We start from the raw sequence: 19,267 nt of genomic DNA on the forward strand, positions 1-19,267 counted from the left end.
AACTGCTCTGGTAGTTCGCAATCGAACCTGTCGTTAACCGTTAATCGCTTCGTTCAGAAGCTGTTCCTGCTGTTCAAGATGAACAGAAATATAACCTACAGCCGGTGCAGCCGCATGTGGCCGGCCGACGCCCGTCAGGAACAACTTAGGATCATGACGATGCAACACGTGACGCATATGGTGCTGACTGCAGTACCAGGCGCCCTGATTCATAGGCTCTTCCTGACACCAGACCACGGACTCCAGATTCGTGTAATCTGCAATCGCCTGGCCCAGAATCTCTTCAGGGAAGGGATAAAGCTGCTCAATTCTAATAATTGCGACATCGTCTTTTTCAAGTTCTGCACGCTTGTTGTACAGATCAAAATAGACCTTACCACTACACAGAACTACGCGTTTAACCTTCTTCGGATCAAGCGTATCGATCTCACCGATCACCGGCTGGAAGCTGCCCTCTGCCAGTTCTTCAAGTGTTGATATCGCCTGTTTATGGCGCAGCAATGACTTAGGCGTCATCACGACCAGCGGCTTACGCAGCGGACGCACTGTCTGACGACGGATCAGATGGAATATCTGAGCAGGTGTTGTCGGAACACACACCTGAATATTGTGTTCAGCACTGAGTTGCAGGAAACGCTCCAGGCGCGCTGAGGAGTGCTCAGGACCCTGTCCTTCAAAACCGTGCGGCAACAGCATGGTCAGACCACACAGACGTCCCCATTTGTGTTCACCACTGGTGATGAACTGATCGATCACGACCTGTGCGCCATTGGCGAAATCACCGAACTGTGCTTCCCAGATCACCATGGTGTTTGGCATGGTGGTGGAGTAGCCATATTCAAAGGCCAGAACCGCTTCTTCAGACAGGAAGGAATCAAAAATATCGAAATTAGGCTGTTTCTCATCCAGATGCTGCAGAGGAATGTAGGTGGCAGCGTCATTCTGATTATGCAGAACAGCATGGCGGTGCGAGAACGTACCGCGACCGACATCCTGACCAGTCAGACGTATCGGATAGCCTTCAGCCAGCAACGTCGCATAGGCCAGCGTCTCGGCGAAGCCCCAGTTGATCTCCATGGCACCGGCAGCCATGCGCCTGCGGTCATCATAGATCTTTTCAACCTGTCGCTGAACTCCGAAACCCTCAGGCAGCTGACACATCTTGTTGCCGAGCTCCTGCAACAGCTTGATGTCGACACTTGTATTAGCATCGAAAGACCATTGATGACCCAGATAAGGCCTCCAGTCTACGAACAGCTCGCTATTAGGCTCAAGCACCAGAGAATTGGCAACATGCTCGCCATTTTCAAGCGCCTTGCGATAGTTCTGCTCCAGCGCCCGGTTCTCTTCGTCAGTGATGATGCCTTCGTTAATCAGCTTCTGCGCATAAAGCTCACGCGTGGTTTTCTGCACCTTGATCTGCTTGTACATCAAAGGCTGAGTACCGGATGGCTCATCCGCTTCGTTGTGACCACGACGACGGTAGCAGACGAGATCAATCACCACGTCTTTTTTGAATTCGTTACGGAAATCCAACGCAAGCTGAGTAACAAAACGCACTGCCTCAGGATCATCACCATTAACGTGGAAAATCGGTGCCTGAACCATTTTAGCAACATCGGTGCAGTACTCGGTAGAGCGAGCATCTTCTTTCTTGGACGTTGTGAAACCGACCTGGTTGTTGATCACGAGATGGATCGTTCCACCCGTTTTGTATGCACGAGTCTGGGACATCTGGAAGGTTTCCATCACCACACCCTGTCCGGCAAACGCAGCATCACCATGGATCGACACAGGGATGACTGTAGTACCGACCTTGTCTTCGCGACGGTCTTGGCGCGCGCGCACAGAACCTTCAACCACCGGAGAGACGATCTCAAGATGGGAGGGGTTAAACGCCATCGCCATGTGAACTTCGCCGCCTGGTGTCATGACGTTGGACGAGAAGCCCTGGTGGTATTTGACGTCACCGGAAGTATCCAGCAGTTTCTTGCCTTCAAATTCACCAAACAGATCGGATGGATTCTTACCGAAGATGTTGACCAGTACGTTAAGACGGCCACGGTGTGCCATGCCGATCACGATCTCTTTCGCGCCCAGGCGACCACCACGTTGAATCAACTCATCCAGACAAGGGATCAGGCTTTCTCCACCCTCCACGCCGAAACGTTTGGCACCGGCATAACGAGAGCCGAGATACTTCTCAAGGCCTTCGGCGGCAGTCAGACGTTCCAGAATATGGATTTTGACCTCAGCGTCGAGTACCGGATCACAACGCACGGGTTCCATACGTGACTGCAACCAGCGTTTTTCCTGCGTATCAACGATATGCATGTACTCGATACCGATGGATGAGCAGTAGGTTTTCTTCAGATCGGCAACGATATTTTTCAGTGTGGCTTCTTCAGGACCGAAGAATAGAGAACCCAGCTGGAAAGTGGTGTCATAGTCGGCTTCGGAAAGTTCATGGAAGCGCAGTTCCAGATCGGGAATCGGTTCATGCTTCAACAGATTCAGGGGGTCAATCTTGGCTACCTGATGACCACGCACACGGTAGGCATTGATCATGCGCAGTACGCGCACCTGCTTTTTCTCGTGTTCAGAGCTGTAGCTGTCGGCAGACGGTGCCGCAGCACGTCGTTGATTCTTGGATAAGTGGAGAAAATGCTCTCTTATAGCGGAGTGAGGAACATCCTGAAAGATCGGACCGCCTGTTGCTGGCAAACGGTCGAACTCTTCGCGCCACTCCTGAGGAACGGCGTTCGGGTCCATCAGGTAAGCTTCGTACAGTTGTTCTACATATGAAAGATTGCCACCATATAGATGTGCATTCTTCCAAAGCAGCTCCATCATGCTGTCTTGCATTGTTATATCACCCTGAGTCTGGGGAAGCCGGAAAGCAGGATGCACCAAGTCCCTGCCAAGCCAGTGCCAGCCGCCCTTTGCTGATTACCGATTCTGTGATGCTGCACAGCCGTTTTTATACCGCCTGACCATGCAGGCGCACATTTTACGACTTTTAGCTTGCTGTTAACACCGAAACCACGTTTCAAACGGGATAAATTCTACAGAATTTATGATAGCCAAAGACATTCTGCTTTTGGCTAGCCTCACCCGATGAAAAGGCCTCGTTTTAACAAGCCGTCGGTTTGTCGCCGTTGACAACCCTGTAGTTTCAAAAGTAGTTTCAAAACGCTTTCTGCACATATAACAGGCAACTGCTCCTGCGCTGCCGGCATATCGCCATCCCTGGACATAAAAAAACGGCGCATAAGCGCCGTTTTTATTATTATGGATCAGGTAGCTTGTTGCAGTAGCATGTTCCTGATCTTGCCAATCGCCTTGGTCGGATTAAGACCCTTAGGGCAGACATTGACACAGTTCATTATACCATGGCAACGGAAGACACTAAAGGGGTCATCCAACTCTGCCAGCCTCTGATCTGTTGCGGTATCACGACTGTCTGCCAGGAAGCGGTAGGCTTGCAGCAAGCCTGACGGCCCCACAAACTTATCGGGATTCCACCAGAAAGATGGACATGCACTGGAGCAGCAAGCACACAAGATACACTCATAAAGCCCATCCAGTTCAGCACGCTCTTCAGGAGACTGCAGACGCTCAATGGCTGGTGCAGGCGTATCATTGATCAGATAAGGCTTGATCTTTTCGTACTGCTTGTAGAACTGCCCCATATCCACGACCAGATCGCGAATAACAGGAAGCCCAGGCAGCGGACGCAGCACTAGCTTGTCTTTTTCGACAACCTGCGACAACGCTGTGATACAGGCCAGACCGTTCTTGCCATTCATGTTCAGGCCGTCGGAGCCACAGACCCCTTCACGACAGGAACGTCTGAATGTCAGAGTCGTGTCTTTCTCCTTCAGCAGCTGAAGCAGATCCAGCACCATGATGTCCTTGCCACCGGGGATATCAATATGGATATCCTGCATGTAAGGCACATCGTCCGTTTCAGGGTTATAGCGATATAAACTTACCAGCATCGTATCAGCCCCTTAATAGGTTCTAGTTTTCGGTGGAAAGGCTTCCATCGTCTTCGGAGCGAAGTTGACGGCACGCTTACCTATACGCTTATCCTGCGGATAATAGACCGAATGGCAGAGCCAATTCTCGTCATCGCGGTCAGTAAAGTCATTGCGGGCATGCGCTCCACGGGACTCTTTACGCTCCACAGCAGCAATAGCGGTAGCCTCAGCCACTTCCATCAGGTTATCAAGCTCAAGCGCTTCGATACGTGATGTATTGAATGCCTGACTCTTGTCATCCAGATACTGGTTTTCGACACGCTTGCGGATCTCCTGCAATAGCGCCAGACCCTTCTCCATGCTTTCACCATCGCGGAATACACCGAAATAGAGCTGCATGGTGTTCTGAAGATCCTTGCGAACCTCGGCGGTTCTTTCACCACCCGTGCTATTGTTAAGGCGATTCAGACGCGCCATGGCTGCATCGATATCGGACTGAGTTGCGTCAGCCACTTCATAGCCTTCACGCATCTGCTTCTCGATCTGCATACCGGCCGCACGACCGAATACCACCAGATCCAGCAGTGAGTTACCACCCAGACGGTTAGCACCATGCACAGAAACACAGGCCGCTTCACCACAGGCGAACAGACCATTAATGATCTGGTCATTTCCATCAGCATCCTGAGTAATCGCCTGACCACCGATGTTGGTAATGATACCACCCATCATGTAATGGCAAGTCGGAACAACAGGTACCGGCGCCTTGACAGGGTCAACCGCTGCAAAGGTCTGGGACAGCTCACAGATACCAGGCAGACGTGAGTGCAGAACCTCTTCACCCAGGTGATCCAACTTCAGCAGAACATGGTCACCGTCAGGGCCACAACCACGACCTTCAAGAATCTCAAGGATCATGGAACGGGCTACAACGTCACGACCAGCAAGGTCCTTGGCGTTGGGCGCATAACGCTCCATGAAACGCTCGCCATCCTTGTTGATCAGGTAACCCCCCTCACCACGACAACCTTCAGTGACCAGAACACCCGCACCGGCAATACCGGTTGGATGGAACTGCCACATCTCCATATCCTGAGCAGGCACATTGGCACGCAGCGCCATACCAACACCATCACCCGTGTTGATCAGGGCATTGGTAGTGGAAGCATAGATACGACCCGCACCACCGGTTGCCAGCACTGTAGCCTTGGCTTTGATATAAACGGTTTCACCGGTTTCGATACAGATGGCAATAGTACCCACGACTGCGCCGTCAGCATTCTTGACCAGATCTACGGCATACCATTCGTTCAGGAAGGTCGTACCGCCTTTCAGGTTGGCCTGATACAGCGTATGCAGCAGTGCATGACCGGTACGGTCAGCAGCAGCACAGGTACGGGCAGCCTGACCGCCTTCACCGAAGTTCTTGGACTGACCACCAAAGGGGCGCTGATAGATACGACCGATCTCCGTGCGGGAGAAAGGCATACCCATATGATCCAGTTCAAATACCGCCTGAGGACCGACAGAACACATATACTCGATCGCATCCTGATCACCAATGTAATCAGAACCCTTGACCGTGTCATACATATGCCAGCGCCAGTCATCATTAGGATCCGCACTGGCAATCGCACAGGTGATACCACCCTGAGCAGAGACTGTATGAGAACGGGTAGGAAATACTTTAGTGATACAAGCCGTGTTCAGGCCAGATTGTGTCAGCTGCAGCGCGGCACGCATACCGGCGCCACCGCCACCAACAACAATTGCATCAAAACTCAATGTACGCAGACTAGAAGACATGTGTTAAATACCCCACAGAATCTGAATGCCCCACACGACATAGATAAATGCCAGCAGACCACACAGGGACTGGAACATGAAGCGCAATACCGTTGGCTTGATATAGTCGGTGGAAACAGACCACAGACCTATCCACGCATGAGCAGCCAGTGACAGAATCGCCAGCAAGGTAAACAGACGCATGACCGTGCCCTCGAACAGAGCACTCCACTGAGCAAAATCCAGATCTGGATTGAACAGCAGATAAGCCAGCATGAATACCGTATATGCCAAAAGTACGACAGCGGTTACACGCTGGATCATCCAGTCATAAAGGCCGCTACGGCCAAAGCTTGTAATGCTAGTTACCATATCCATACTCCCGCGAGCAAAACTGCGACCACAGCCACAATCACTGTCACTTTTGCCGCCAGTTGACCACTTTCGAGCTCTTCACAGTATCCGAAATCCATAATCAGATGCTTGATACCGGCAATCATGTGGTACAACAGGGCAGACACAAATCCCCATGCGATGAGTTTAGCCAGGAAACTATCCCGGAGTATCGCAGCCGCGGCATTAAAGCCCGACTGAGATTCCAGCGACAACCCCAAGATATACACGACAAAGATGGCACCAAAGAACAGCGCTACACCTGTGACACGATGTATGATCGAAGTAATCGCCGGGAGTGGCAATTTAATGGTACGAAAATCAAGATTTACAGGTCTTTTCTTGTTCACGGCTCTAGTTCACACTCAATAGCCCTGTTGCAGGACTTGGTTGCTAGGAAGTGCTCAGAAGCAGTACCTCGAAATGCACGAACTGGATCAGTCTCTGATCCACCTTTGCACCAGAGATGTCACCAACTCAGGGCAGGCAGTATAGTCACTTCAAAGGCTGAATACAACGAACCACGTGGCTTGTACAACAATGGTCTAGTATTTTTGCTTGCTTGACACCGACTCATACTATCGGCTAATTCCCTGTAACAAGTTGATAATATAATGCTATGCTGCAACGCAACAAATTAGCCCTTCGACTGATTGACAATCGCGTGACACGCTCTATAGTGTTCAGGTCTTTGAAGGCCACACCCACAAGGCATGGCCGTGCGACTGACCTTAAGTCGTTGTAACCCAAACAAAAATGATAGGAGCCAACAATGGCTGACAAAAAAGCGCGTTTGACGGTCGATGGTCTAGACGAAGTCATTGAACTTCCTGTTTATTCCGGCACAATCGGGCCAGATGTCATCGATGTGCGCCCATTGACCGGCAAAGGTCTTTTCACCTATGACCCGGGCTTTGTGTCGACTGCTGCCTGCGACTCTTCCATAACCTACATTGATGGCGACAAGGGAGTTCTGCTGCACCGTGGGTACCCGATAGAGCAGCTTGCCGAGAATTCACACTATCTTGAAGTCTGCTACCTGCTATTGAACGGAGAGCTGCCAACCAAGGCAGAGCTTGAGAAGTTCACCTACACCATCAGCAACCACACGATGGTGCATGAGCAACTGAGCCAGTTCTTCAAGGGCTTCCGCCGCGACGCCCACCCGATGGCTATCATGTGCGGTGTTGTTGGCGCGCTATCTGCCTTCTACCACGACTCACTGGATATCAATAACGCCGACCACCGCGAAGTCTGCGCCTATCGCCTGATAGCGAAGATGCCGACCCTGGCGGCGATGTGTTACAAATATTCCATCGGCCAACCCTTCATGCACCCTCGCAACAAGCTGGGTTATGCCGAAAATTTCCTGCAGATGATGTTTGCAACGCCTTGCGATGACTATGAAGTCAATCCTATTCTGGCACGCGCCATGGATCGCATATTCACCCTTCATGCTGATCACGAGCAGAACGCATCAACTTCAACCGTTCGCCTGGCTGGCTCTTCCGGCGCAAACCCGTTTGCCTGTATCGCAGCCGGTATTGCTGCACTGTGGGGACCTGCTCATGGCGGTGCCAACGAAGCGGTATTGAGCATGCTCGAGGAGATCGGCGATGAGGCAAACATTCCGGAATTTATTGCAAAAGCCAAGGACCCGGATGACAACTTCCGCCTGATGGGCTTCGGTCACCGCGTTTATCGCAACTTTGACCCACGCGCCAAAGTGATGAAGAAAACATGTGACGAGGTTCTCAGCGAACTGGGGATTGAGAACGATCCGCTACTGAAGATTGCCAAGCGCCTGGAAGAGATCGCCCTGGAAGACCCCTATTTCGTTGAGCGTAAGCTATATCCGAACGTGGATTTCTACTCCGGGATTATTCTGAAAGCGATCGGCATCCCGACCAGCATGTTTACCGTGATCTTCGCACTGTCCAGAACCATTGGCTGGATTTCACACTGGAACGAATTCCATTCCAGCCCGAACCGCATCGGTCGTCCACGCCAGCTTTACACTGGTGCAGAGATGCGCGATTACCCAGCTAAAAAGTAACTTCTGCTCTACTCTTCGGGGCGCCAGATCGGCGCCCCGAACTCTTTATTACTCCCAGTCCTTTACCACTGCGTTAACGCTTGTGACGTATCTCAAAGCAGCAATGAATCTTTGTACTGCGTTTGAAGTCGGGATCCAGCGTTTTATGTGTAATATCCGCCACCTCATATGCACTCAGCGCCTCATGATCCAGCTTGAATCGTCGATAGTTGTTAGAAAAAATCAGCACACCATCCGGGCGCAACAAGCGCATCGCCCCCTCCACCAGCACGACATGATCACGCTGAACATCCAGCACACCCTCCATCCGCTTTGAATTGGAAAACGTGGGTGGATCCATGAAGATCAGATCATAAGCAGGCTTTTGCTGCTCTTCCAGCCAGCGCATGCAGTCGGTCTGCACCAGCTTGTGCTGATTCTGATCAGCATTATTCAGCCTGAAGTTTCGTTTTGCCCACGCCAGATAAGTAGAGGACATGTCTACACTGACACTGGACTGTGCACCACCCACAATGGCATGTACCGTGGCACTAGCGGTGTAGCAGAACAGATTCAGGACATCCTTGCCAGCCGCAATGGACTGGATATGGCGGCGTATCGGCCGATGATCCAGAAACAGGCCCGTATCCAGATAATCATGCAGGTTCACCAGCAACTGACAACCATGCTCGGTGACGGTAAAGAAGTGGTCAGTTTCATCCTGCTTCTGGTACTGATCAGTGCCCTGCTGACGCTTTCGCTGCTTCAGAACCACCTGTTCAGCCGACACCCCCAGCACATCAGGAACCGCTTGCAGCACATCATTCAGGCGATTGAACGCACGCACTTTGTGTATATTCGCCGGAGGCGCATATTCCTGCACCACCACCTGCCCGGCGTAGTAGTCCACCGCGACAGCGTATTCCGGCATATCGGCATCATAAACACGGTAGCAGTCGATATCCTCTTTCCTGACCCAGCGCGAGAGCTGCTTGAAGTTTTTGCGTAGTCGATTGGCAAACATCTGCGCCGACTCAGAGAGAGGCTTTGCCTGAGCTGCCTGAGCCTCTTGTTGACCCTCGCTCTCCACGCTTACACCAACATCAACTCGCGCAGGCTGATTTTCATAGATTTCGAACATCAGCAGCTGACTTTTCAAAGTGCCGTTAAACAGCTGATAGCGCTTCTGCGCCTTCATACCCAACACCATGCCCAGCTCCGGATTACTGGTGAAGATACCTGCCTGCCAACCGGCAAACTGATCCTTCATCACCCTACCCAGTTGCTGATAGAGAAACATCAACTGCTCCACCTCACCGAGTCGCTCACCATAGGGTGGGTTGGAGATCAGCAGGCCGACTGCATCATCGAGCTCAGGGGCCATACACTCCTCAACCGACTGAACCTTCCAACTGATCAGATGATCAACGCCTGCCCGCCGCGCATTATGTTTTGCCTTCTCGAGTACACGCGAATCCTGATCAGAACCATGACATCTGACCTGAACCTTCGCGCCCCCCTGCTTCTGGCGTTCTGTAGCCTCATCCAGCAGCGCTTGCCACAGCGACTCCCTGTGACCCAGCCAACGAGAAAAGCCAAACTGTCTACGCAGCAAACCGGGTGCCGTGTCGGTCGCCATCAGCGCAGCCTCAATCAGCAAAGTGCCGGAACCACACATCGGGTCCACCAGCACCGCCTGCCCTCTGCTTTTTTCCATCCAACCCGTCCTGATCAGGATCGCCGCCGCAAGACTCTCTTTCAGAGGAGCCTCGCCCGCCTCCTGACGGTAGCCACGGCGATGCAGGCTTTCGCCCGACAGATCCAGAGATACCACAACTTTATCCCTGGCAAGATGAACATTGACGCGAAGGTCAGGCGCCTGACGCTCTACTGACGGGCGCTGTCCTGTTGCATCCCGAATCTGATCAACTATCGCATCCTTGACCTTGAGTGCGCCGAAATGAGTATTGTTGATCCCTTCACAGCGACCATTAAAATCGACCGTCAAGGTACCTGAAGGTCGTAGATGCTCCAGCCAGTCAACCTGCTGGACAACTGCATAAAGCTGATCCGCATCCTTGACCTCACCTTCTGCCAAAGGCATCAGCACACGACTGCCAAGACGCGACCACAAACAGATTCCATACCCCAGTGCCAGGTCGCCCTGACACGAGACTCCTGCTACCGTCTGACGGACACTTTCTGCCCCCAGCATCTGCAGCTCGTCAGCCAGTAGTTGCTCTATCCCCTTGGGGCAGGTCACAAAAAAATTCAGTGCTGTTTTCGCGTCGTTTATTTCCATCTGCAACCTCGATTCAGAACAACTGAACAGCTGTCATGAATATGAAAAAAATTCATCATTTTACGTTCATTCAATCGTAACCTTTAACAGCATGATTAGCGGCATATTTTTGCAGCTGCGTTAACCAAACAACTATCGATTATTGCTAAAGGCATAGTTTTTTTAAATCGCTTTCTGATCCGATTTCAGTTATCAATGTATACGTGACCTGATTTTTCTACCAGGTTCACTGCCACTTGCGGCGACCGTAGTTTTTATTGCCGCACGCTATGACAAATAGAAGCATGAGAGGCGTATATTTATGAAAAGACAGAAACGAGATCCAAGCTCAACTCTTTTCAGCCGTGGTTTCAATGCGGGTATCGGAGGTAAATCCAAAGAGGATTGTCCGGTTTCTGAAGCTGAAAAACGAAGTCACTGGATGAGAGGATGGCGAGAAGGACGCGAAGCACACTGGAACGGGATGTCTGGCGTTTCTGCAATTCAGGTTAATCCATCACTAGGTTAAACTAAACTCATAAAACGGAGCATACTGTAATTCCTTTCACGGAGGGCTCCCTATATGGGAGCACTCCAGGCGAATAAACAGACGCTAAATCAAGTTTTATTCAACTTCTCCATCGCTCTGACCGAGTCACGGATCAGCGCAGGCCCCTTGTATATAAAGCCCGTATACAACTGCACCAGACTGGCTCCGGCTTCCAGCTTTTCGGCCGCATCAAAACCCTCAGTAATACCACCCACACCGATAATCGGGATTCTGCCATTCAGATGTTTTGACAGCTCCAAGATGGCAGCTGTTGAACGGTTACGCACCGGCGCACCACTCAGGCCGCCAGCCTCATCACAGTGCTCAGAGCCCTCGACCCCATCACGGGACAATGTAGTGTTCGTCGCAATGACACCATCTATTTCGTAGGTCATCAGAGCATTGGCGACCAGTTCAAACTCTTCCGGCCCCATATCCGGCGCGATCTTGAGTGTCACGGGCGTATAACGCTTATACAAGCGTGCCAGCTTGGCCTGCTCCGTCTTGATACAGTCCAGCAGACTATTCAGAGAATCACCGAACTGAAGGGTTCTCAGGCCCGGTGTATTGGGAGATGAGATATTCACTGTGATATAACTGGCACGACCATATACCTTACGGAAGCAAAGCAGATAATCCTCATGCGCTTTTTTGTTGGGCGTATCTTTGTTTTTACCAATATTGATGCCCAGAACGCCCTCATAGCTACTGGCCTCAAGGTTCTTCAGCAACTGATCGACACCGGCATTATTGAAACCCATGCGGTTGATGATCGCGGAATGCTCCGGAATCCTGAACAGACGCGGCTTGGGGTTACCTTCCTGCGGACGCGGTGTGACAGTACCCACTTCAATGAAGCCAAAACCCATGGCAGCCAGCCCATCAACTGCGATACCGTTTTTATCCAGCCCCGCTGCCAAGCCAACCGGATTAGGGAAGCGAATCCCCATCACCTCCACAGGCAGGTCACTTGCCTTGGCACCGGCAAGACGCTGCAAGCCCAGCCGAGAGACCGCATTCATGCCACTCAGGGCAAGATTGTGCGACGTCTCGGCATCCATCTTAAACATCAAGGATCTGGCAAGCGTATAAAGCATGGTCATCTCTGGATCATGGTCGGAAAATGAGAGGCATTATAACGTGATGAGGGATAAAAATGACAGCTCGACTCAAGCCATTGAACCGAGTTTATCCACCTGAATCAACTTCCCGACATTGTCGTAGTAGATGACAAAGGAGCCCCGGATACCCGTATGAGTCAGATAGGGCCGAAGTGTACTGGCTGGAAACTGTACCTGGCGGCCATCGCGGGCAACCGCCGACACCCAGGCTGCATTGCCACGATAGTATTTGAGATACTCATCTTTGGTAATAAATAGATCAACGATCAGATGCTTCATGAATGTCTGCCGGCATGAAAAAGCCGACAGACACTTTCATATCAGTCAGCTTGAGCGAATATACAGGTGCGCGCGAGATCAAACAGCTCTCTCACGGCGACAGTATACATCGCATAATCCTGATGTTTAGCATTTTTCAGATCAGCCAGCACACGATTCCAACGTTCCAACAGCCCTTCGTTGAGTGCGACCCAATCCTCCAGTTGCACTTCGATCGAGCCGCCATCGGGTTTGTGCATTTTAAGCACGGTTGCCATCAAGGCTCTCTGCTGCCAGTCCAGATCGTCACGGAAGGCATCCCGTGCCAAGGCCTGCCAGTAATTGTCAACCCTGAGACCATTCAGCTGGCGCGAGAACCACTGTAACTCAAGGCGCTCACCCAGCCCAAAGAAGGCAGCCGCAGCGTGCTCAAGCGGCCGATCCAACTCACGAGCAACCTCAATAATCCCCAGTGCTGCATACAGGCTGCCTGAGCCAGCCACTACCTGTGCCAGAGATGCTGGCACACCGGCATCCGTATAACGTGAGTAAGCCTGCTCCCAGAGTTCTTTGGGCTCGCCACGCAGCAGTTCACCAAGGTTCTGGCTGATACTGGTAACACGGTCATGGAAGTTGTCCATCTCTGTCTGGCAATTGAGCTCACCACGTCGATTACGCACAAACCAGCGAGTGGCATGGCGAACCAGATACTGCAGACTGCTCATCATCTCGCTCTGAATCTCAGCATCCACCTGATAATCGAGCACTTCGATCATCTCCCACATGGACTCAAGATCGAAGATGTCGCGCACCAGCACATAGGCCCGCACGATCGACTCCAGAGAAGCACCAGTCGATGTCATCAGGCGGTCAACGAAGTTGATCCCCATGAAGTTGACAATCTGGTTAGCAATCTGGGTCGCAATGATTTCACGACACAGGCGATGCTGCTTAAGCTCACTACCAAAACGTGTTTCCATCTTGTTCGGAAAGGCCGTCACCAGCTCTTTCGACAAATAGAGGTCATCCGGCACACTGGTCGCCAGTAAGCTCTCTTTCAGGTCGGCCTTGCAGTAGGATATCAGTATTGACAGCTCAGGGCGGGTCAAGCCGCGTCCGGCACTGCGCTGTTCCGCCAACTCCTCATCGCTCGGAATATATTCTAGCTTACGATTGAGCTTACCCTGCGATTCCAGCTTGCTGATAAAACGCTGATACTCAGCCATGGACAGAAGTGAGCGTTTTTCTTCCAGTGAGATAGCCTGAACCTGGCGATAGTTGTTCAGCAGGACCAGCTCCGCAACCTCTTCAGTCATCTCCACCAGTAGCTTGTTACGCTGTTTCATGGTCATATCACCAGCTGCCACCATACCGTTAAGCAGTATCTTGATATTGACCTCATGGTCGGAGCAATCCACACCCCCGGCATTATCAATGAAATCGGTGTTGATCCGGCCACCGTGTCGCGAGAACTCCATGCGACCACGCTGGGTCATCCCCAGGTTGCCGCCCTCACCAATCACCTTACAGCGCAGCATGCAGCCATCAACACGCAAACCATCATTGGCTTTGTCTCCGACATCCGCATGACTTTCGTCAGAGGCTTTAACATAGGTACCGATACCACCATTCCAAAGCAGATCCACCGGAGCCGTCAGCAGTGCTGACAGCAGCTCATTTGGCGCCACTTTGCTGAGCGTAAGCCCGGTAAGCTTTTTGATTTCCGGTGTTAAGGTGATCGACTTCGCACTGCGCGAGAAAATTCCGCCGCCTTTTGAAATCAACTTTGTATTGTAATCATTCCAACCTGAGCGCGGCAGATCGAACAGGCGCTGGCGTTCAGCATAGCTGCTGGCAGTGTCTGGATCTGGATCAATGAAAATATGCAAATGGTTAAATGCGGCCACCAGCTTGATCTGATCGGACAACAACATACCATTGCCGAAAACATCGCCCGACATATCACCGATTCCCACTACGGTGAATGGGTCTGTTTTAGTATTGACGCCCACCTCACGGAAATGACGCTCAACCGACACCCAGGCACCACGTGCGGTGATACCCATTTTCTTATGGTCATAACCCTGACTGCCACCTGATGCAAAAGCATCACCTAGCCAGAAACCGTAATCATTGGCGATGCCATTGGCAATGTCCGAGAAGGTTGCCGTACCTTTATCCGCAGCCACAACCAGATAAGTATCATCCTCATCATGACGAACAACACCTTGCGGTGGAACTACCTCACCGTCCACCAGGTTGTCGGTTATGTCCAGCAATGCACTGATAAAAATGCGGTAGCAGGCAATACCTTCAGCCAGCCAGGAGTCACGATCCCAATCGGGCTGCAACTGCTTGGGTACGAAACCTCCCTTGGCACCAACCGGCACAATCACCGCATTCTTAACCTGCTGCGCTTTGACAAGCCCCAGTACTTCGGTGCGGAAATCCTCATTGCGATCCGACCAGCGCAACCCGCCACGCGCCACCTTGCCACCGCGCAGATGAACACCCTCCACCCTCGGCGAGAAAACAAAGATCTCGAACATGGGTCTGGGCTGTGGCATGAAGGGGATGTTAGCTGGTGTCAGCTTGAATGATACATAGGATTTATCCTGACCATCCTGCGCCTGATAATAGTTGGTTCGCACAGTCGCCTTGATCAACTCTACATACTGACGAATCACCTGGTCTTCATTGAGACTGGACACATCGTCAAGGCTGAGCATGATCGCCTCTTCAGTCTCGGCCGCTTTAATCTCACTGACTTTCTCGGGGTTGAATCGATACTCAAACAGCTCAATAAGCTGACGAGAGATGCCGGGATGGTTGTTCAGTGCTGCACTGACCGCCTCGATACTGATCGGGAAACGAATCTGCTTCATGTAGGCTGCATAGGCACGCAGAATCACTATCTTACGCCAGCCAAGACCCGCACCGAGCACCAGTTTATTGAAGTCATCACTGTTGGCGTGTCCAGACCAGATATGCTGGAAGGCATCCTCAAAAATCGACTGTAGCTCTTCAATGCTGCTTTGCTGCTTGCCACGATAACGCAGGTTAAAGTCGTGTATCCAGACACATTTCTCTTCGGAAATAATCTCGTAAGGATGCTCGTCAATGACGCGAAGCCCAAGGTTTTCCAGTGCAGGCATGACATCAGACAGCGGCAGCGCCGTACCGTAATGGAACAGTTTGAAGTTCAGCTCATCCTGCTCACGCTCCAGGGCACGATAGAAACTCAGCGCGATAGGAGACTCGGACGAAAGCTTGCGCATATGCTGGATATCAACCACCGCGGTGCGCGGTGTGAAATCAGAACGGTAGCTTGGTGAGAAGCTGGAGCCATAATGGTTGTAGCAGTGAATACCCAGCTCTTCACCCAGACTGTCAATCAGGGCAGCATAGAGATCCTCGTCCCAGCTTCTGGCTGCATCCTGAATTCTGCGCTCTATCTGTTCAACATCAAATGTATCAAGAACGCGCCCTTCATCCGAATGTCTCAGATTGAACTGCGTACGTGCCAGAATGGACTCAGAGAAGTAGGTATTGAACTCTGCCAGATCACAACCCAGCGCATCCTTGAGAATTTTTTCACTGCGAACACGAAACTCAGTACTGTAAATATCACGAGGTACATAAACCAGCGCCGAGAAGAACTGACCGAAACGATCTCGCCGCAGGAACAGACGTATCTGTCGACGCTCTCTGATCTGCAGGATTCCCAGCGTCATACTGAACAACTCTTCGACGCTGCTCTGGAACAGATCATCCCGCGGGAAGGTTTCCAGAATCTGCATCAGCTCCTTCCAGTTATGCCCTTCAGGATACAGATTCGAGCGTTCCATGACCGCATTGATCTTGTTTCGGATCACCGGCACACCTCGAGGAGAGTGCACGTAAACTGAGGATGTATAGAGGCCGAGGAAACGTACCTCGCCACACACTTCACCCTTGTCATTGATACGCTTGAAGCTTATGTAGTCAGGATAAGCCGGGCGATGTATACGAGACTTGGCCGCAGATTTGGAGAAGGAGAGCAGATCAGGAATCAGTGTAAACATCGCGGCATCGCGCTCGAAGGTATGCCTGAGATCTGCACGACACTGATCATCGCATTCACGCAGCATACCCAACCCTGAACCGGCAACGGGTTTAAGCAACTGTTTTTTCCCTTGCGTCACTAACTCAAGCTCTTCGTAGCCGAGGAAAGTGAAGTTATCTCTGAGCCATTTGATAAATGCCTGCGCCTCGGCAATATCAGCTTTATCCAAAGCACCCTTGTGCGCTGACAATGAGTTCGCAAGCCCATCAGCAGCAGCCAGCATGGGTGAGAAGTCGTCAACCACCCTTCTGACCTCCTGCAATACCTCTTGCAGGGTTGTTCTGATCAGTTCAAGCTTTTCCGGATTGGTGTGGCGATCCACCTCTATTGCAACAACCGATTCGCGGCTGTAGGTGTCATTCGTATTCTTTCCGGAACTTATAAAGTCTGTTATTTCCCCGCTTTCATTGCGCTTTACACTGAAAACAGCATTGGTGATGGAATGGATGGTGACATCAAGACGATTCAGCTCGATACGCAGCGAATCAACAATAAACGGCATATCCAGCGCAGAAACTTCAATGACTGTGTGCGTGGATTGCCAGCCATGCTTTTCATAATCCGGATTGAATACTCTCACACGCCCCGTGCGCTCAGACTGAGCCTGGAGGAACTCCCATATATTCAACGTTGATCCGTACAGATCATCCAGCCGCCAGTGTTTGAGGTCACGCTCAGGAGCAGTCAGGTAATAATGTTCGATAAACTTCAGCAGTAGCTCTGATTTATTCTTGGGAAGTCTTTTGGAGATTTCGTTGCTCAGGTATTCTAAAATTTCGGCTTTGCTTTCCGGGCCTGGACGGGGCATGACTATCTCTCTTTTTTATCTGCACATTTCCATTATGACAGGTGCCTTATTATCGCCAGAAAACAGCAGATTCAGTATGCCGTTGCCTCCCGGACTGCCTTGGCTGATAATGGATATAACCCTGGCACCCTTAAAAGTAAGAGTATATGAACGACCTCTATAAGCAAGCGATTTCCTACTGTTTTTTATACATTTTACTGACATCAACTGCACTTGCTCAGATATCGGCCAAAACCGATAAAAACGCCATGAGCACCAGCGACACCCTGACGTTAATGTTGGAGATTCCAGGTGCTGACAGGCCCCTTCCCGATCTGAGCCACCTTGCACGTGATTTTCGTATATCCAGCAGCCAGCGCTCCAGTATTTTTCGTCATACCAGTGCTTCTCGCGAGGCCAGTACACGATGGCAGATCAACCTGCACCCTCTTAGATCCGGTACGCTGACCATTCCGGTGTTGCGTGTTAATGAACATGTTTCAGAACCTTTGCAGATAATGGTGAGTGGCGGTTTTAACAATAACCAGAACAACAACCAGAACAACAACCAGAGTTCAGGTAGTCAGAACCTCAATAACCAGAGCACCAGCACCCTGAACAACCCCCTGCCGGCAGCCCGTGATGCTCTTTTCTTTACAGTTGAACTCGACAGAGAGAGAGTTTATCAAGGTGCCCAACTACTCTATCGCGCCAGCCTTTATCATCTGGAACCTCTGCCAGAGTCAGCCAGACTGTTACCACCCCAGATCAGCAACGGCACCACACGTGAGGTGGGTCCACAGCGCCAGTATACTGACACGCTTGACCAGCAAAGCTACAGCGTTACAGAGCAGTTCTATGCATTATTCCCGCAGGAAACCGGCTTTATTGAAATACAGGGAGCTGCCCTTCTGACCAGTGATGACAACTCAGATATTCTTATCCCTGTCCGTGCAGACGACCTGGATGTGGAAGTGCTGCCAATGACTTACGGCAGCGAAAGTGGATACTGGCTACCCGCCGAGCAAGTCGCACTGAGTCAGGATCTGATCCAGAGCGATTACCTGCCCGGCAGCCTGTTATTGAATATTTCACTGTCAGCAACCGCACTCAGCAGCGAGCAACTCCCTGCCAATCTGTATACGCAAGCACCTGTTGAAGGCGCAAGACTTCTGTCACGCCGACGCGATGACAGCGAGCATGCCATGCTCGGTCTGACCGGCAATCTGCGCGAATCCTGGCTGATCACTCCCGCCCACAGTGGTACCTTCACCATCCCTGTTCTGAATCTGCAATGGTGGAACACGCTTGAAGAGCGGACCCAATCGGCCAGCACACCCGTTACCAGTATTGAAGTACTGATACCAGACACACCCTCTCTTGCGGCTCAATCCGTTGATCAACAAACAATCCAGACTCAGAACAGCTCGCCGACAGGTCTGATCATATTTCTAAGCGCCATCAGCCTGCTGGCCTCGTTGGGATGCCTTTACAGCTATTTCAATTACCGCCAACGTGTGCAGAATTTACCAAAGCAGAATCAACTGAAGCAGAGTCAACCAAAGCAGCCAGCCTCTGTAGAGGCGCGCACTGACAAACCTCTGTCAGAACAGCGTAAAGATGGTGAACAGGAGGCTTTCGATGTACTGGCAGCCGCGTGCCTGGCTAATGATGCACAACTGAGCAGCCGTGCACTGCTGATCTGGGCACCCCGCTTCTGGCCAGATGCAGTCATTGAGGATCTGGAGTCGGTAGGACAGGCGGCCGCACATCAGACATTGAGCTTTCTGCTCCTGGATCTGGAGCACCACCTCTACAGCGAGGATATCGATTTGTGGCAAGGAGATCTTCTGCTGGAAGCGATCAAGGCGCTGCGCCAACGGCAGCGTCAGCGCCGATCAGAGGAGGAAGATATGGCGATATTCGACCTGTCGATGCATGACGCCCGCTGATTCATACGCTGATTCGT

12 protein-coding genes are annotated in these 19,267 nt (G+C 51.5%); 3 read left to right on the top strand and 9 right to left on the bottom strand.

Annotated features, from left to right (window positions below; genetic code table 11):
• Nucleotides 1–33: 33 nt before the first annotated feature.
• From ACK3CJ_RS13760 to sdhC, 5 genes are all read right to left on the bottom strand, one after another.
• A complete protein-coding gene (locus ACK3CJ_RS13760; protein ID WP_409522791.1) occupies nt 34–2,865 on the bottom strand; it encodes a 2-oxoglutarate dehydrogenase E1 component in 2,832 nt (943 codons plus the stop codon).
• 431 nt (nt 2,866–3,296) lie between these two features.
• Nucleotides 3,297–4,001, bottom strand: a complete 705-nt coding sequence (locus ACK3CJ_RS13765; RefSeq protein ID WP_409522792.1) for a succinate dehydrogenase iron-sulfur subunit — start codon at nt 3,999–4,001, stop codon at nt 3,297–3,299.
• A gap of 12 nt (nt 4,002–4,013) precedes the next feature.
• Entirely contained in the window at nt 4,014–5,789 is a 1,776-nt protein-coding gene (gene sdhA / locus ACK3CJ_RS13770) for a succinate dehydrogenase flavoprotein subunit (RefSeq protein ID WP_409522793.1), read from the bottom strand.
• Nucleotides 5,790–5,792: 3 nt separating this feature from the next.
• Nucleotides 5,793–6,140: a succinate dehydrogenase, hydrophobic membrane anchor protein gene (gene sdhD / locus ACK3CJ_RS13775; RefSeq protein WP_409522794.1), complete on the bottom strand. Its 348-nt coding sequence runs from the start codon at nt 6,138–6,140 to the stop codon at nt 5,793–5,795.
• Nucleotides 6,134–6,511, bottom strand: a complete 378-nt coding sequence (gene sdhC / locus ACK3CJ_RS13780; RefSeq protein WP_409522795.1) for a succinate dehydrogenase, cytochrome b556 subunit — start codon at nt 6,509–6,511, stop codon at nt 6,134–6,136. The genes sdhD and sdhC overlap by 7 nt, the downstream gene beginning before the upstream one ends.
• A 422-nt stretch (nt 6,512–6,933) precedes the next feature.
• On the opposite strand from sdhC, the gene gltA reads away from it, so the two are divergent.
• Nucleotides 6,934–8,217 carry a citrate synthase gene (gltA, locus tag ACK3CJ_RS13785; protein ID WP_409522796.1) on the top strand — a complete coding sequence of 428 codons (1,284 nt, stop codon included), beginning with the start codon at nt 6,934–6,936 and terminating at the stop codon, nt 8,215–8,217.
• 73 nt (nt 8,218–8,290) lie between these two features.
• On the opposite strand, the gene rlmKL is transcribed toward gltA, so the two are convergent.
• Nucleotides 8,291–10,498: a bifunctional 23S rRNA (guanine(2069)-N(7))-methyltransferase RlmK/23S rRNA (guanine(2445)-N(2))-methyltransferase RlmL gene (gene rlmKL / locus ACK3CJ_RS13790; RefSeq protein ID WP_409522797.1), complete on the bottom strand. Its 2,208-nt coding sequence runs from the start codon at nt 10,496–10,498 to the stop codon at nt 8,291–8,293.
• A 301-nt stretch (nt 10,499–10,799) separates the two neighbouring features.
• Between rlmKL and rmf the strand changes: the two genes are divergently transcribed.
• Entirely contained in the window at nt 10,800–11,006 is a 207-nt protein-coding gene (gene rmf, locus ACK3CJ_RS13795; RefSeq protein WP_409522798.1) for a ribosome modulation factor, read from the top strand.
• A gap of 89 nt (nt 11,007–11,095) precedes the next feature.
• On the opposite strand, the gene ACK3CJ_RS13800 is transcribed toward rmf, so the two are convergent.
• From ACK3CJ_RS13800 to ACK3CJ_RS13810, 3 genes are all read right to left on the bottom strand, one after another.
• On the bottom strand, nt 11,096–12,124 hold the full coding sequence (locus ACK3CJ_RS13800; protein WP_409526592.1) for a quinone-dependent dihydroorotate dehydrogenase: 1,029 nt from the start codon (nt 12,122–12,124) through the stop codon (nt 11,096–11,098).
• A gap of 72 nt (nt 12,125–12,196) precedes the next feature.
• Nucleotides 12,197–12,427 carry a DUF2835 domain-containing protein gene (locus ACK3CJ_RS13805; protein ID WP_409522799.1) on the bottom strand — a complete coding sequence of 77 codons (231 nt, stop codon included), beginning with the start codon at nt 12,425–12,427 and terminating at the stop codon, nt 12,197–12,199.
• A 41-nt stretch (nt 12,428–12,468) separates the two neighbouring features.
• A complete protein-coding gene (locus ACK3CJ_RS13810) occupies nt 12,469–17,319 on the bottom strand; it encodes an NAD-glutamate dehydrogenase (protein ID WP_409522800.1) in 4,851 nt (1,616 codons plus the stop codon).
• Nucleotides 17,320–17,465: 146 nt separating this feature from the next.
• Between ACK3CJ_RS13810 and ACK3CJ_RS13815 the strand changes: the two genes are divergently transcribed.
• Nucleotides 17,466–19,250 carry a BatD family protein gene (locus ACK3CJ_RS13815; RefSeq protein ID WP_409522801.1) on the top strand — a complete coding sequence of 595 codons (1,785 nt, stop codon included), beginning with the start codon at nt 17,466–17,468 and terminating at the stop codon, nt 19,248–19,250.
• Nucleotides 19,251–19,267: the final 17 nt, after the last annotated feature.

It is taken from the genome of Nitrincola salilacus, assembly GCF_046271865.1.
Classification (GTDB): domain Bacteria; phylum Pseudomonadota; class Gammaproteobacteria; order Pseudomonadales; family Balneatricaceae; genus Nitrincola; species Nitrincola salilacus.

Excerpts from the sequence above, each read along its gene's own strand:
- ACK3CJ_RS13760 (WP_409522791.1), bottom strand. The coding sequence starts at position 2,865 with ATGCAAGACAGCATGATGGAGCTGCTTTGGAAGAATGCACATCTATAT.
- ACK3CJ_RS13765 (WP_409522792.1), bottom strand. The coding sequence starts at position 4,001 with ATGCTGGTAAGTTTATATCGCTATAACCCTGAAACGGACGATGTGCCT.
- sdhA (WP_409522793.1), bottom strand. The coding sequence starts at position 5,789 with ATGTCTTCTAGTCTGCGTACATTGAGTTTTGATGCAATTGTTGTTGGT.
- sdhD (WP_409522794.1), bottom strand. The coding sequence starts at position 6,140 with ATGGTAACTAGCATTACAAGCTTTGGCCGTAGCGGCCTTTATGACTGG.
- gltA (WP_409522796.1), top strand. The coding sequence starts at position 6,934 with ATGGCTGACAAAAAAGCGCGTTTGACGGTCGATGGTCTAGACGAAGTC.
- rlmKL (WP_409522797.1), bottom strand. The coding sequence starts at position 10,498 with ATGGAAATAAACGACGCGAAAACAGCACTGAATTTTTTTGTGACCTGC.
- rmf (WP_409522798.1), top strand. The coding sequence starts at position 10,800 with ATGAAAAGACAGAAACGAGATCCAAGCTCAACTCTTTTCAGCCGTGGT.
- ACK3CJ_RS13800 (WP_409526592.1), bottom strand. The coding sequence starts at position 12,124 with ATGCTTTATACGCTTGCCAGATCCTTGATGTTTAAGATGGATGCCGAG.
- ACK3CJ_RS13805 (WP_409522799.1), bottom strand. The coding sequence starts at position 12,427 with ATGAAGCATCTGATCGTTGATCTATTTATTACCAAAGATGAGTATCTC.
- ACK3CJ_RS13810 (WP_409522800.1), bottom strand. The coding sequence starts at position 17,319 with ATGCCCCGTCCAGGCCCGGAAAGCAAAGCCGAAATTTTAGAATACCTG.
- ACK3CJ_RS13815 (WP_409522801.1), top strand. The coding sequence starts at position 17,466 with ATGAACGACCTCTATAAGCAAGCGATTTCCTACTGTTTTTTATACATT.